Raw genomic sequence first — 14,665 nt, 5'->3', positions numbered from 1 at the left:
CCAGCTTAGTTAGCTGCGCCCTTTGCCTTGGCCTGTTCAGCCTTCATCTTTTCTTCGAATTCCTTCTGGCGCTTTGCAACTGCGTCCTGAAGTTCCTTCTGGCGTTCTTCGAGTTCAGACTGCTTCAGGCCCGGGCCAGTAAGAGCAGACGAGAAACCGGTCAGTGCAACTGGAATCGGGTTCTGCTTGTTCTGGTAGTTAACCGAAGTCAGAGTGACCTTGCTGCCCTTCTTAAGCGCATTGATCAAATCGTCGGAAAGCGGAGCTTCCGCGATGCAGCGATCCGGGAAGCAGATGCCGTATTCAAGCTTGGTTGGCTTGTTGTTGTCGATCTGCAGACCAACACCAGCTGGAATCAAACGGCCGATTGGCACAGTGACCTGAAAAATCTTGCGATTGATCTTGCCCTTGATTTCGATGAGGTTGACAGCGGTCAGCAGCTGGCCTGAGTCAGCAGTGATAATGTTCTGCGTATTGCAGATGTCATTATCTTCCTGCTTCGAGCAAACCTTGAACCAGCCCTGTGGTGGCTGCTGCTGTGCGGCTGCAGGCATCGTCGCAGAGGCAAGCAGGGCGAACGCGCCAGCAAATGCAGATGCGGCAGCGATTTTCTTCGTGCTGGTCATGATCAACAGTTTCCTTTCAAGGCTTTGATCTTCCGTCTCTGGTTTGAGTCAGCGATAGACCGTCACTGATTTGAAAATGCGGCAACAGCGTGACCTCCGGGACTTATCATCCCAATCCGAGGGCCGTGTTACAACGACTTAAGATATGAATCCAGATGGTCGACTGCATTCAGACAGCAAAATACGCCATATTTTTTGTTTTAATCTGCACTGTCGCGCGCCAGACACGCTCTTAATCCGCACAAACGCAAGGTTCATGCTAATTTCGCCACACGAATCGATACTAAACTCACACTTATTTACAATGGACCTATTAAGTTGAACGGAGACGCGAGAAAGTTGACTGGATTGTTTGCTCTTTTCCGCAACACAGCTTTAGCAAGCCTTATCGGCATCTTTGCGAGCGTTGCTCCGGCACAGGCGGAAGATAATGCTTCGCCCGACTATGCGCTTTCAATGCATGGCGACGTTGCCCTGCCCGCTGACTTCACGCATTTTCCTTATGCGAACCCGGATGCGCCCAAAGGTGGCGCGCTTAAAATGGGTGTCGTCGGCACATTTGATAGTCTCAATCCGTTCGTCCTCAAAAGCATGCGCACAACCGCCCGTGGTCTGTTCGGCGATCTCGATTTCGGCAATCTGCTTTATGAAACGCTGATGCAGCGTTCACGAGACGAGCCGTTCACCCTTTATGGGCTGCTTGCCGAAAAAGTTGCTGTCGATCCTGAACGCAAATGGGTCGAGTTTACGCTTAATCCAAAAGCTAAGTGGTCGGACGGCGAGCCGGTCACTGTGGATGATGTGATCTTCACTTATGAAATCCTGACCGAAAAAGGTCGTCCGCCATACAACAATCGCATGAGCCGGATTGAAAAGATCGAGAAGACCGGTGAACGCTCTGTACGCTTTGTCTTCAATGACAAGTCAGACCGTGAGTTTCCTTTGCTCATTGCCGCAACCATGCCGGTCCTTCCCAAGCACGCTATCGATCCTGCGACTTTTGGCAATTCGACGCTTAAGGCACCGATCGGTAGCGGTCCTTACATGATATCCGGCATACAACCAGGCCAACGGATCATCTATAAGCGTAATCCCGATTACTGGGGCAAGGACCTGCCTGCCCGACGCGGCTTCGACAATTTCGAAACCCTGAGCATTGAATATTATCGCAACGAAACGGCACTTTTTGAGTCCTTCAAAAAAGGCCTGCTTGATGTGTTTCTTGAAGGCAATCCGACACGCTGGGAAAAATCCTATAACTTCCCGGCTGTGACACAGGGCAAGGTCATTAAAGAAAACTTCGAAAAAGGCACTCCTGCAAATATGCTGGGCTTTGTCTTCAACACACGTCGTCCGGTTTTCGAAGATCGCCGTGTGAGACAGGCGCTTGGGCTGCTGTTTGATTTTGAGTGGGCCAATCGCAATCTCTTTGCTGGTCAGTACAATCGCCTGCAAAGCTTCTGGGAAGGCTCAGAGCTATCATCCGTAGGCAAGCCTGCAAATGTGCGCGAACGTGAGTTGCTGGCGCCGTTCCCCGATGCCGTTCGCAAGGACGTTCTGGACGGAACCTGGCATCCCTCGACCACAGATGGAAGTGGTCATGATCGTGGACCTGCTAAAGCGGCCTATGAGCTTCTGATTGAGGCAGGCTTTTCTTTCGAGCACGGCAAAGCGATTGATCCCTCCGGCAAGCCGTTGCAGTTTGAGATCATGACACGCTCGCCAGATGAGGAAAAAGTAGCGCTGGCCTATAAGCGTAATCTTGGACGTCTTGGTATCGATGCCGAAATCCGCAGCGCGGACGATGCGCAATATCAACAGCGCCTGCAGACCTTCGACTATGACATGATCCTCGGCGCCCTGACCGGCTCGCTGTCGCCGGGCAACGAACAGTGGCAGCGGTGGGGCTCAGCATCACGCGATGCACAGGGCAGCTTCAATTATCCCGGCGTTGCCGACCCGGCGGTAGATGCCATGATCGATGCAATGCTCGCGGCACGTAAACGCGAAGATTTCGTGAGTGCTGTACGCGCGCTCGACCGCATTCTCATATCGGGCGACTACTATATCCCGCTCTATTACCTGCCTTATCAGTGGGTTGCGCGCTGGGATCGGATCGGACATCCGGAAAAGACATCGCTGTATGGTTATCAGCTCCCAACATGGTGGCAGGTTGCCAAATAGCTTCAGTTGATAAGGCCGTAATTCACCCTACATTTTAGAACTATAGAGATCAGCGAGCAGGAGGACGTTTCTCCTGCTCGTCGAACGGAGCACCTTTATGACAGCAAGAAAAATCACCATCGACGTTGTTTCAGATGTCGTCTGCCCATGGTGCTTCGTTGGCCGTAAAAGGCTTGAACAGGCCCTCGCACTGGCACCCGAAGTCGATGCCGAAGTTCGCTGGCGGCCCTACCAACTCGATCCTGCATTGCCTGCGCAGGGTAAGGAGCGTCAGACCTATATGCGCGAGAAATTCGGCACAGGCTCGAAGATTGACGACATTCACAAGCAGCTTACCGAACTTGGCGAAGAAAACGATATCGTCTTCGATTTTGAAGCCATCACACGTGCGCCAAACACGCTCGATGCACATCGCCTGATCCATTGGGCAGCACAAGCAGGCCCGGGTAAGCAGGATAAGCTCGTCGGCACGTTGTTCTCGCTCTATTTCGAGCAAGGGCAAGATATTGGCGACCACGACGTGCTTGTTGATGCTGCCGCCAGCATTGGCATGGAAGCACCAATTGTCGCGCGGCTTCTGCAAAGCAATGCCGACAAGGACACGATCCGCGAGGAAATTGACACCGCCAATCGCATCGGTGTCCGAGGCGTTCCGTGCTTCATTATCGATCAGAAGTATGCCGTCATGGGCGCACAGTCAGCCGCTGTACTTGCTGAAGCCATTCAGCAGACGGCAGAAGGCTTTGAACCGGGTATTGCGGAAGATCGCTGACAAGCAAAAACATCTCAAAACAAGAGCCCGTGCGTCCAGATGGAGCACGGGCTTTTTGTTTGAATATCAATAGAATGCTTACATGCTCTGATCAGACACACGAACCAGCGTCCAGCATGGCTGCTTGGCAAATTCATATTCCATATACTCGCCGCCGTCCGTGCCCTTGATGACAACGACCTTATTGCCATTGGCGGCATCTTTGTATTCAGCCTGAAGCTTCTGGCGATCGAGCGTTGCCATATCTGGCATCACCGGCCATTCGACATCAGCGAGTGGAACGTCCTTGCTTGTCTTCTTTGGCTCCGGATCAGCTTCCATGTCGAGGCCTTCAAAGATAACTGTCTTTGCGGTCTGAGCTTCCTGAATCACAATGCTATGGCTGAAACGGGTGACAAAATTCTCGATACCTTCAACTTTGCAGTTGAGTGTAGTCAGAGCGAAAGCCGATTGAGAAGCCAACACGAGTGCAGCAGCAGTACAGGAAATACGCAAAGCATTCTTAAGCATCAAAGTTCTCTCCGTTTTAAACCTCGAAACCAACACCGGCTTCGAGCCCTCAATGTTTAATCTCTGTGTGCCTCAGCCACCAGTAGCGATTTTTGCAAGCTGAGTCATGATAACTGCCGAGCCGTTGAGCCGCTTCTCTGGTGTTGCCCAGTCGCGGATGAAAACAATGCTCTGATCCGGTCTGATCTTGGCCATCGAACCCTGTTCGCCGATCATTTTCACAAGCCCAACCGGGTTTGCAAAAGTTGCATTGCGGAACTGGATGACAACGCCCTTTGGACCGGCATCGAGCTTTTCGACATTGGAGCGGCGGCACAATGCCTTGATATAAACAATCTTGAGCAGGTGCTGCACTTCTTCCGGCATTGGGCCGAAACGGTCGATCAGTTCTGCGCCAAAGGCATCGATATCCTGCGGCTCTGCCAAATCGGCCAGACGACGATAAAGCCCCAGACGCAACTGCAGATCCGGCACGTAAGCTTCCGGGATCATGACAGCCGTACCAATCGCAATCTGTGGCGACCACTGGCTGTCTTCGACCTCAATTGTGCCCTTGAGCGTAGCGACCGCCTCTTCCAGCATCTGCTGGTAAAGCTCAAAGCCGACTTCCTTGATATGGCCCGACTGTTCTTCGCCGAGCAGATTACCCGCGCCACGAATATCCATGTCGTGACTGGCAAGCTGGAAGCCTGCGCCCAAAGTATCAAGCGATTGCAGGACTTTCAGACGACGCTCGGCGGTGGCCGTCAATGTACGTCCGGCAGGGAGTGTAAAGAGCGCAAAAGCACGCTGCTTGGAGCGCCCGACGCGGCCGCGCAACTGATAGAGCTGTGACAGACCGAACATATCCGCACGATGCACGATCATCGTATTGGCCGTCGGAATATCGAGGCCCGATTCCACAATGGTCGTGGACAGAAGCACATCATACTGCCCGTCATAGAAAGCATTCATAATGTCGTCGAGCATGCCTGGCGCCATCTGACCGTGAGCAACAGCAACTTTCAGCTCAGGAACGTGCGCTTTGAGAAACTCCTCAATCTCCGTGAGATCGGCAATACGGGGACAGACATAGAAGCTCTGACCCCCGCGATAGCGTTCGCGCAGCAATGTTTCGCGGATCACAAGTGGGTCAAATGGCGAGACGAAAGTGCGCACGGCCATACGATCAGCAGGAGGCGTCGTGATAAGCGACAGCTCGCGCACGCCCGTCAGAGCCAGCTGCAATGTACGCGGGATCGGTGTTGCTGAAAGCGTCAGAACATGAATGTCTGACTTCAACTCCTTCAGCCGTTCCTTGTGCTTCACACCAAAATGCTGCTCCTCATCGATGATAAGCAGGCCAAGGTTTTTGATCTTAATCGAATTGCCAAGCAAAGCGTGTGTGCCGACTACGATATCGACAGTGCCGTCTTCGAGGCCCTTTTTGGTGGCCGCCAGTTCTTTTGCACCGACAAGGCGTGACGCATGAGCAACATTGACAGGAAGACCGTGGAAGCGTGCCGAGAATGTTTTGAAATGCTGACGTGACAGAAGCGTTGTCGGTACGACCACCGCCACCTGAAACCCGCTTAGCGCTGCAACAAAGGCTGCACGCAGTGCTACTTCGGTCTTGCCGAAACCAACGTCGCCGCAGATGAGACGGTCCATAGGCTTACCTGCCGCGAGGTCGTCGGCAATGGCATCAATGGCGCGCTGCTGGTCTTCTGTTTCATCATAAGGAAAGCGTGCGGCAAATTCTGCATAAAGCCCTTCCGGTGGCGTCATGGACGGTGCGCCGCGCATCTGACGTTCAGCCGCAATCTGGATCAGATGCCCCGCAATCTCAAGAAGGCGCTTCTTGAGCTTGGCCTTGCGCATCTGCCATGCGCCGCCGCCGAGCTTATCCAGAACGGCTTCAGACCCTTCCGACCCAAAGCGCGAAAGCAACTCGATATTTTCGACCGGCAGAAACAAGCGATCATCGCCTGCATAATGAATCTCAAGGCAATCATGCGGCGCACCTGCCGCCGTTATTGTCTTAAGACCAATAAACCGACCAATACCGTGATCGACGTGAACGACGATATCGCCCGCCGATAACGATGCCACTTCGGATATGAAATCCTGATCGCGTTTGCGGCGCTTGGTTCGACGTACGAGACGATCACCGAGAATATCCTGTTCGGCAACGACAACGAGATCGCCTGCATCAAAGCCGCTCTCCACGGCCAGAACCGCTGCTGTGATCTTGTCACGCGAAAGCGCTTTGACAGTCGACAGGCGGTCCACCGTCTCGATTTTCTCAAGCCCATGCTCTTCCAGCACTTGCAACAGACGGTCGAGCGAGCCTTCGGACCATGCAGCCACCAGAACTTTTTTGCCTGCCACGCGCAGATCGGCGATGTATTTCACCACCGCTTCGAAAAGGTTCACATCGGTTGCAGCACGTTCTTCTGCGAAGCTGCGGCCCTTATGTACGTCGGCATGAACAACCGTACGGCCCGAGACTTCTGGTGTAGCAAATGGTGTAAGATCGACACGCAAGCCAATCGACGCGGCAACCGCTTCAACTTCTCTTGGTGTCAGATAAAGCGCTTCCGGCTTGATCGGCTTGTAAGGAATAGCATCGCTGCCGGGTTCTTTGCCTTCCGCTTGCCTCAGGCGTGCCTCATAGTGATCGACAACCATCGTATGGCGCTCGGTCAGCGCCTCGTGCACCAGATGGTCGAATACAACTGGCATGTCACCGGCATGGTCAAACACGGTTTCCAGATTGTCGTAGAAAAGCGGCAGCCAGTGTTCCATGCCCGCAAAACGCCGACCTTCACTGATCGCCTGATAAAGCGCATCATCGCGCTGCGGCGCGCCGAACATGGCCACATAATTCTTGCGGAAGCGGCTGATCATATCCGGTGAGAGCGAGATTTCACTCATCGGCTGGAGGATGAACTCCTTGCGTGCACCCGTCGTACGCTGTGAAGCGGGATCGAAAGCGCGGATCGTTTCCAGTGTATCGCCGAAAAAATCGAGACGAAGAGGCTCTTCTGAACCCGGTGCATAAAGATCAAGAATGCCACCACGAACTGCATATTCACCAATATCGCGCACGGTCGAAACACGCTCAAAGCCGTTGCGCTCCAACCTCGCGCCCAGATCGTTCATATTGAGCTGATTGCCTGGACGCGCTGAAATCACCTGCTCGGCAATCGCCGCCTGAGGCGGCAGCTTTTGCAGAATGGCATTCGCGGTTGTGATGATGACTGCCGGATGCGGCGACTTTTTCAAAGAAGCCAAAGCAGCCAGTGCCGCAAGCCTGCGCGCGCTGGCATCCGCCCCCGGCGACACCCTATCATAAGGCAGACAGTCCCATGCCGGCAGATGCAGAACCGGAAGATCAGGCGAAACGAAATTCAGCACCTGCTCCAGATCGGCAATGCGCTGACCGTCGCGGACAATATACATGACAGGCCCGCGCTCGCCGATCTCCTCGACCAGACGCGCAAGGCAAAACGCTTCGAAACCATCGGCGACGCCATCGATGACGATATGCTTGCTGTTTTTAACGCTTGGACTGGCTTTAAGACCGAGTTTGCTGAATACGGGCATGGGGACTTAATCTCAGAATTCGATGCGGTCGCGAAAAGCGATGATATCGCGGAACAGAGGCGTATCATGTTCTTCGGGCGTCGGGCTTTCGCCTGTCACCCATTTCAATAGATCACGGTCGAGCACTTCAAGAATCTCCTCAAACTCGTCGAGCTGCGCATCGGAGAAGCCAGGAAGATACTGATCCGCATATTGCCCGAGGATCAAATCCATCTCGCGCATACCGCGGTGCCAGGCGCGAAACAGAAGCTTGCGACGCCTTACATCAAGATTTCCTGCCGCAAGTGTGCTGCCAGTCATTGTTTGAGCGCTCCATTTATAAAGTTCGAAGCCGGTATATAGCATCTGCTGCTCATGTGGGAACCCGTTTCCGCAATAAGAACAAAAATAGTACAAAACCATTTCAAAGACTTGCGCGGAAAAGCAAAGCAGTTAATGCTCGCCGCCATGCGTCCGTCTGTGCTCGATCCATTTTTCGCTTCCGTCCGCTCACTTTCAGGCATTGGCCCGAAAGTGGCTGCTTTGCTGGGCAAACTTCTGGGTACCGATGTACCCGGTGCCGAGCCAAGAGTCGGCCAACTTCTCTTTCTGCCTCCGCATAGCGTAATCGATCGGCGCAATCGTCCCGGCATCGCTTTTGCACAGGAAGGAGCCATTGTTACGCTGGAAGTGATGGTCGATCAGCATCAGCCCGCGCCGCGCGGAAGAGGCAATGTTCCCCATCGTGTGATAGCCCATGACGATACGGGGGAAATCATCCTCACCTTCTTTCATGCGCAATTGCCATGGCTTGAAAAAATGCTGCCGGAAGGTGAAACTGTCATAGTTTCCGGCAAGGTGGAATGGTTTAACGGGCGCGCCTCGATGGTGCATCCGGATTATATTGCGAGCTTGGAAGATGCGGCCAATCTGCCAATGGTGGAGCCTGTCTATCCACTGACGGCTGGCCTTTCACCCAAAACACTCGGACGCGCCATGAAAGAAGCGCTGACACGCGTGCCAGTGCTACCCGAATGGATTGATCCCCCGCTTCTCGCACGCGAGCGCTTTTCAGCTTTTCAAGATGCATTGAACACGATGCATCTGCCGGAAGACCCAAGTGATATTGCACTGGAAAGCATCACACGGCGCAGGCTTGCCTATGATGAATTCCTCGCCGGGCAACTGGCACTTGCTCTCGTGCGAGCCAAAACGCGCCGGCTTTCAGGTCGTCCGCTCGAAGGCAATGGACGTATCGTGAGCGAAATCATGCGCCACCTGCCTTATCGGTTGACGAACAGTCAGGATCAGGCGGTGCGCGAGATTATCACCGACCTTAAATCACCAGAGCGTATGCTGCGGCTTCTGCAAGGCGATGTGGGCTCAGGCAAGACGGTCGTAGGTCTGCTTTCTATGGCGCATGCAGCAGAATCTGGCGGACAATCGGCACTCATGGCACCAACGGAAGTGCTGGCGCGGCAGCATTTTGCAACGATTGCACCGCTCGCTGAAAAAGTCGGGCTTAAAGCTTCTCTGTTAACAGGCCGCGAAAAGGGCAAAGAGCGCGCCGCTGTACTTGAAGGCCTGAAAAGCGGCGAAGTCGATATCATTATTGGTACGCATGCGCTTTTTCAGGAAAAGGTAGAATATCACGATCTGGTCCTTGTCATTATTGATGAGCAGCATCGCTTTGGTGTGCATCAGCGTCTCATGCTGACCGCCAAGGGCAGCGCCCCCGATATGTTGGTCATGACGGCAACGCCCATCCCGCGCACGCTTGTACTGACGGCCTTTGGCGATATGGATGTCTCAAAGCTCACCGAAAAACCTGCGGGGCGTCAGCCGATCACCACAGCTATTCTGCCGATGGAACGTATGGGCGAACTCGTTGAGCGCATTCGCAAGGCGGTCAGTGAAGGGCAGAAAATCTACTGGATTTGCCCCTTGGTGGAAGAATCCGAACTTGTCGAGCTGACCTCTGCAGAACAGCGCTTTGAATCGCTTCAGACTGTTTTTGGCAACAAGATCGGCCTTATTCACGGCCGCATGAATGGTACGGAAAAAGACGAAGCCATGCGCGCCTTCAAGCAAGGCGACACCCGGCTTCTGGTGGCAACGACCGTTATTGAAGTCGGCGTCGATATACCGGATGCAACCATCATCGTCATCGAGCATGCCGAGCGTTTCGGCCTCTCGCAATTGCACCAGCTGCGCGGACGCGTGGGTCGTGGCGACAAGCCTTCTACTTGCCTTCTGCTCTACAAAGGTCCGCTTGGAGAAATCGGGCAGGCACGTCTCAAGGTGATGCGTGAAACAGAAGACGGATTCCGCATTGCTGAGGAAGATCTGAAACTGCGCGGTGAAGGTGAACTACTTGGTACCCGCCAGTCTGGCACTCCAGGCTTCCGCCTTGCATCCATTGAAGCCCATGGTGACTTGCTTGAAATAGCGCGCAAAGACGCCCGTTACATTTTGGCGAGCGACCCTGATCTTGAAGGCGAACGCGGGCAAGCACTTCGTGTGCTTCTCTATCTTTTCGGTCGTGATGAAGCGATCCGCTTGCTTCGGGCTGGATAACAGAAACAGAAATGGCCGCATCACTGCGACCATTTCTATTCATTTATGAGTGTCTATCTATAACAGACTGTTTTTCTTTTACTCTACAGTCACCGACTTCGCGAGATTGCGCGGCTGATCAACGTCCGTGCCCATGAGAATGGCAGTATGATAAGCGAGCATCTGGATTGGCAGCGCATAGACAAGCGGTGTGATGAACTCCGGCACATCCGGAAGGACGATAGTTGCCATTGTATCAAGACTTGCGGCCGCAGCACCCTTCTTATCGGTGATCAGAATAATACGCCCACCACGTGCAGCTACTTCCTGCATGTTGGAAACGGTCTTCTCGTAAAGACGATCCGATGGCGCAATGACAATAACCGGCATAGTCTCATCGATCAGCGCAATCGGTCCGTGCTTCAGCTCACCAGCCGCATAACCTTCAGCGTGGATATATGAGATTTCCTTGAGCTTCAGCGCGCCTTCCATGGCCAGTGGGAAGGATGTTCCGCGACCGAGATAAAGTGCGTGGTTGACCTTAGCCAGTTCATGGCAGACTGCCGCGATCTCGTCTTCAAGCTTCAACACCTGATTGATGAACCGTGGCGCTTCCGAAAGCTGGCGCACCAGTTCCTGTTCGCGCTTGTCGTCAATCGTGCCACGTGCTTTTGCAGCAGCAATCGCAAGTGATGCCATGGTTGACAGCTGGCACGTGAAAGCCTTGGTTGAAGCAACACCGATTTCGGGACCGGCAAGCGTCGGGAATATGGCATCCGATTCACGCGCAATCGTCGAGCCGGTGACGTTGACCACGGATGCGATCTTCAGTCCTTGCGACTTGCAATAACGCAAAGAGGCCAGCGTATCAGCCGTTTCGCCCGACTGCGAAACAAACATCGCAAGAGAGTCTTTCGAAAGTGGCATTTCGCGATAGCGGAATTCTGATGCAATATCGCTATCGACGGGCAGACGCGCAATCTGCTCGAACCAGTATTTACCCACCGATGCCGCATAAAATGCCGTGCCGCAGGCAGAAATCGTCAGACGATCAACCTTGCTGAAATCAATATCGATTGCTTCCTGACGAACCTTGCCTGTGGTGAAATCGAGATAGTTTGCGAGCGTATGGGAAATGACTTCCGGCTGCTCGAACATCTCTTTCTGCATGAAGTGGCGATGATTGCCCTTCGATACCAGCATATTGGCAGTTTGTGATTTCTGGACGGAGCGTTCCACCTGCGCATTGTTTTCGTCATAGACAGTCACGCTGTTGCGGGTCAGCACAGCCCAATCGCCATCTTCAAGATAAGCAATGGTGTCGGTGAACGGCGACAGCGCGATGGCGTCGGAACCAATGAACATTTCACCATCGCCATAGCCAACGGCCAACGGCGGTCCCTGACGCGCACCGATCAATGTTTCTTCATCGCCTTCAAACAGGAAAGCGAGTGCAAAAGCGCCCTGCAACAATGGCAGGCTGTCGCGCACGGCTTCAACCGGCGATTTGCCTTTTTCCAGTTCGCGCGTCACAAGGTGAGCAACCGCTTCAGTATCAGTCTCTGTCTCAAACTTGCGGCCTTCGGCTTCAAGCATGGTGCGCAGTTCAGCAAAATTTTCGATAATACCGTTATGCACCACAGCCAGACGGTTGGTGATATGCGGATGCGCATTGCGCTCGACTGGCTTGCCATGGGTTGCCCAGCGGGTATGGCCGATGCCAATCACGCCTGGAAGCGGTTCGCCCACAAGGCGATTTTCGAGATTAACGAGCTTACCCTCAGCACGACGACGATCAAGCTTGCCATTTTGGAGCGTAGCAATACCGGCAGAATCATAACCACGGTATTCAAGTCGCTTCAGCGCATCCACCAGACGCGGCGCGACCTCGTTATTTCCGATAATGCCAATAATTCCACACATAGGGTGCTCCAAATCCGATATTCACGCGTATAGCCGCGATTTAAAGATTTTAACGCAGAACGGCAACCCAAGAGATTACCGCGCTCTTCATCTGATCGTCGATTTATTTCGATGAGATTTTAGCCGCTTTGATGGCAGCATACTTCTCTCGCAAGGCCTTTCCCCGGCCTTTTTTGGTTTCCTGCCGGGCTCGGCCAAACGCCAGCGCATCTGCTGGCACATTATCGGTGATAGTACTGCCTGAAGCGATATAGGCATTATCGCCAATTTCAACAGGCGCCACCAGTGAACTGTTGGAACCTACGAATGCGTTTTCACCAATCACAGTCTTATATTTGTTATAGCCATCGTAATTACAGGTAATCGTTCCCGCACCGATATTGCTGGATGCACCAACGATCGCATCACCGATATAGGTAAGGTGATTGATCTTTGCACCCTTGCCGACCTCAGCGTTCTTCACTTCGCAGAAATTGCCAACCTTTGACTTTTCACCAAGATTTGCACCGGGACGCAACCGAGCGAACGGTCCAATCTCAGCCTTCTCACCAATCTTCGCGCCTTCAATATGTGAAAACGCATGTATCAGCGCGCCCGATGCGACATGGACGCCGGGTCCGAAAAATACATTCGGCTCGATAATCACATCAGCTTCAATCAATGTATCGTGTGAGAAGAACACGGTTTCAGGGGCGATCAACGTCACCCCTGCCAGCATCATGTCCTGACGCTTGCGGTTCTGCCAGATGTTTTCCGCCTCTGCCAGTTCCGCCCGATTGTTGATGCCAATGACATTATCGACGGGCACTTCAAGTGCCGTAACATTCAAACCCTTTTCGTGAGCCAGGCCCACGATATCCGTCAGATAATATTCACCTTTGGCATTCTTGTTGTCCACCGCATCAAGCAAGGCCAACGCATGCGCACCACGCACCGCCATCAGCCCACCATTGCAGAAACCAATCTTCTTCTGAGCGTCGGTCGCTTCTTTGTCTTCGACAATTGCAACCAGCTTGCCATTCTCTTCGATCAGGCGGCCATAGCCCTGTGGGCTGGCCGGACGAAAACCAATTACGACGACATCAGAACCCTCTGCGAGTTGACTGCGTGCAGCCTGCAACGATTGCGCTTCGATAAGCGGCGTATCGCCAAAGACGATCAGCAGATCGTCATAGCCACGTGCGATTGCTTCGCGTGCTGCCAGCACGGCATGGGCAGTGCCCAAACGCTCGGTCTGCTCAAAAGCGGAAACAGCATCTGCAACTTTTTCGACAGCCGTCTGCACTTTATCGGCACCACGCCCAACGACCAGCGCAACGTCGCTCTTTCCAGTACCCTGCACAGCTTTCACCACATGGCAGACCAGCGGGAGCCCCGCGACCTGATGCAGCACTTTCGGCAAGCTCGACTTCATTCGCGTGCCTTCGCCAGCGGCAAGCACGATGGAAAGGCAGGTACGGTCTGTCATTGTATCGTCCAGAATAATTGAAGGCTTATCTGCTCATAGCATCAAAGCGTATATGGAAATTTACGGACTGCTTAGCCCAATCGGCCCAATGCTGGGAAGGTTTCGAGTAACCAGAATGAAAACGACTGCATACCGCCCGTGAGGAAGAGCACGCCGGCAATAACGAGAAGTGCGCCCATTGCCTTTTCGACTTTTCCAAGGTGAACGCGGAACCTCGACAGAAACCGCATGAATGCGCCCGAAAAAAGGGCGGCGATCAGAAACGGAATACCAAGTCCCAGCGAATAAACGGCCAAAAGGGCAGCACCCTCACCCACTGTGCTGCTGCCGCCAGCCAATGTGAGAATTGGTCCGAGAACCGGCCCGATACAAGGCGTCCAGCCGAAAGCAAAAGCCAGGCCCATGACATAGGCCCCAAGCGGTGACGCAGGGGCATTGCGCGCCTGAAAGCGTGCTTCGCGAGACAAAAACGAGAACCGCAATATACCAAGGAAGTTAAGCCCCATCAAAATGATGACGACACCCGCCACCATGGCGATTTCCTGCTGCCACATGCGCAGAAATGCGCCGATGGACGAAGCACCAGCGCCAAGCGCTACAAAAACAGTGGTAAAACCGAGCACGAAGGAGATCGCAGCAAATGCCAGCGAACGGCGTTGTATGGACGCGGCGGCAATACGTGATTCCTTTTCAGCGCGAAAATCCTCAACGCTCACGCCTGCCATATAGCATAGATAAGGCGGGACCAGCGGCAGAACACAGGGCGATAAGAACGACAGCGCACCTGCGCCAGCAGCCGTCAGATAAGAAACACTGAGCACCAAAACCTCATTTTTCACATAGAACACTTCTTATCTGAACCAGATAAGCTGTTCTATTGATTTGTTTTTGATCAAAATGCGGAAAAAAATCTCGAACTTTCCGATTTCACTCAAAATGCTTGCGGCGAATGCCATTTGCTGGCCTTATAGCCCAACTTCGGCATTACTTTGAATATTTTCAATGCGGCATCTCGCTCGAACATAAGTTCGCCCTAAATCAAGATCACTTGCGCAATTT

The 14,665-nt window shown here is 53.4% G+C and carries 10 protein-coding genes; 3 read left to right on the top strand and 7 right to left on the bottom strand.

The annotated features are described in order from the left end of the window. Positions 1–5 precede the first annotated feature (5 nt). Positions 6–626 carry an invasion associated locus B family protein gene (locus tag CEV32_RS09055; protein ID WP_094576380.1) on the bottom strand — a complete coding sequence of 207 codons (621 nt, stop codon included), beginning with the start codon at positions 624–626 and terminating at the stop codon, positions 6–8. A 456-nt stretch (positions 627–1,082) separates the two neighbouring features. On the opposite strand from CEV32_RS09055, the gene CEV32_RS09050 reads away from it, so the two are divergent. Beyond that, positions 1,083–2,810, top strand: coding sequence for an extracellular solute-binding protein (locus CEV32_RS09050; protein WP_094576510.1), 1,728 nt, complete (start codon positions 1,083–1,085; stop codon positions 2,808–2,810). 97 nt (positions 2,811–2,907) lie between these two features. After that, entirely contained in the window at positions 2,908–3,582 is a 675-nt protein-coding gene (locus tag CEV32_RS09045) for a DsbA family oxidoreductase (RefSeq protein ID WP_094576378.1), read from the top strand. 78 nt (positions 3,583–3,660) lie between these two features. On the opposite strand, the gene CEV32_RS09040 is transcribed toward CEV32_RS09045, so the two are convergent. The 3 genes from CEV32_RS09040 to CEV32_RS09030 form a co-directional block, all read right to left on the bottom strand. After that, positions 3,661–4,092, bottom strand: coding sequence for a hypothetical protein (locus CEV32_RS09040; protein ID WP_094576376.1), 432 nt, complete (start codon positions 4,090–4,092; stop codon positions 3,661–3,663). A 72-nt stretch (positions 4,093–4,164) separates the two neighbouring features. After that, positions 4,165–7,680, bottom strand: coding sequence for a transcription-repair coupling factor (mfd, locus tag CEV32_RS09035; RefSeq protein WP_094576374.1), 3,516 nt, complete (start codon positions 7,678–7,680; stop codon positions 4,165–4,167). Between the two features lie 12 nt (positions 7,681–7,692). After that, entirely contained in the window at positions 7,693–7,980 is a 288-nt protein-coding gene (locus CEV32_RS09030) for an FAD assembly factor SdhE (RefSeq protein WP_094576508.1), read from the bottom strand. A gap of 135 nt (positions 7,981–8,115) precedes the next feature. Here CEV32_RS09030 and recG point away from each other — a divergent pair, with 135 nt between their 5' ends. Next, complete coding sequence (gene recG / locus CEV32_RS09025) at positions 8,116–10,236, top strand: ATP-dependent DNA helicase RecG (protein ID WP_208620830.1); 2,121 nt, start codon at positions 8,116–8,118, stop codon at positions 10,234–10,236. Positions 10,237–10,314: 78 nt separating this feature from the next. Here the strand turns inward: recG and glmS are convergent, their stop codons facing one another. The 3 genes from glmS to CEV32_RS09010 all read right to left on the bottom strand — a co-directional run bounded on the left by glmS (position 10,315) and on the right by CEV32_RS09010 (position 14,427). Beyond that, positions 10,315–12,138 carry a glutamine--fructose-6-phosphate transaminase (isomerizing) gene (gene glmS, locus CEV32_RS09020; RefSeq protein WP_094576372.1) on the bottom strand — a complete coding sequence of 608 codons (1,824 nt, stop codon included), beginning with the start codon at positions 12,136–12,138 and terminating at the stop codon, positions 10,315–10,317. A 103-nt stretch (positions 12,139–12,241) separates the two neighbouring features. After that, positions 12,242–13,606, bottom strand: a complete 1,365-nt coding sequence (gene glmU / locus CEV32_RS09015; protein WP_094576370.1) for a bifunctional UDP-N-acetylglucosamine diphosphorylase/glucosamine-1-phosphate N-acetyltransferase GlmU — start codon at positions 13,604–13,606, stop codon at positions 12,242–12,244. A gap of 71 nt (positions 13,607–13,677) precedes the next feature. Further along, a complete protein-coding gene (locus CEV32_RS09010; protein WP_094576503.1) occupies positions 13,678–14,427 on the bottom strand; it encodes a cytochrome c biogenesis CcdA family protein in 750 nt (249 codons plus the stop codon). Between the last annotated feature and the right edge of the window lie 238 nt (positions 14,428–14,665).

It is taken from the genome of Brucella rhizosphaerae (assembly GCF_002252475.1).
Classification (GTDB): domain Bacteria; phylum Pseudomonadota; class Alphaproteobacteria; order Rhizobiales; family Rhizobiaceae; genus Brucella; species Brucella rhizosphaerae.
This window is presented reverse-complemented; position numbering and strand designations above follow the sequence as displayed.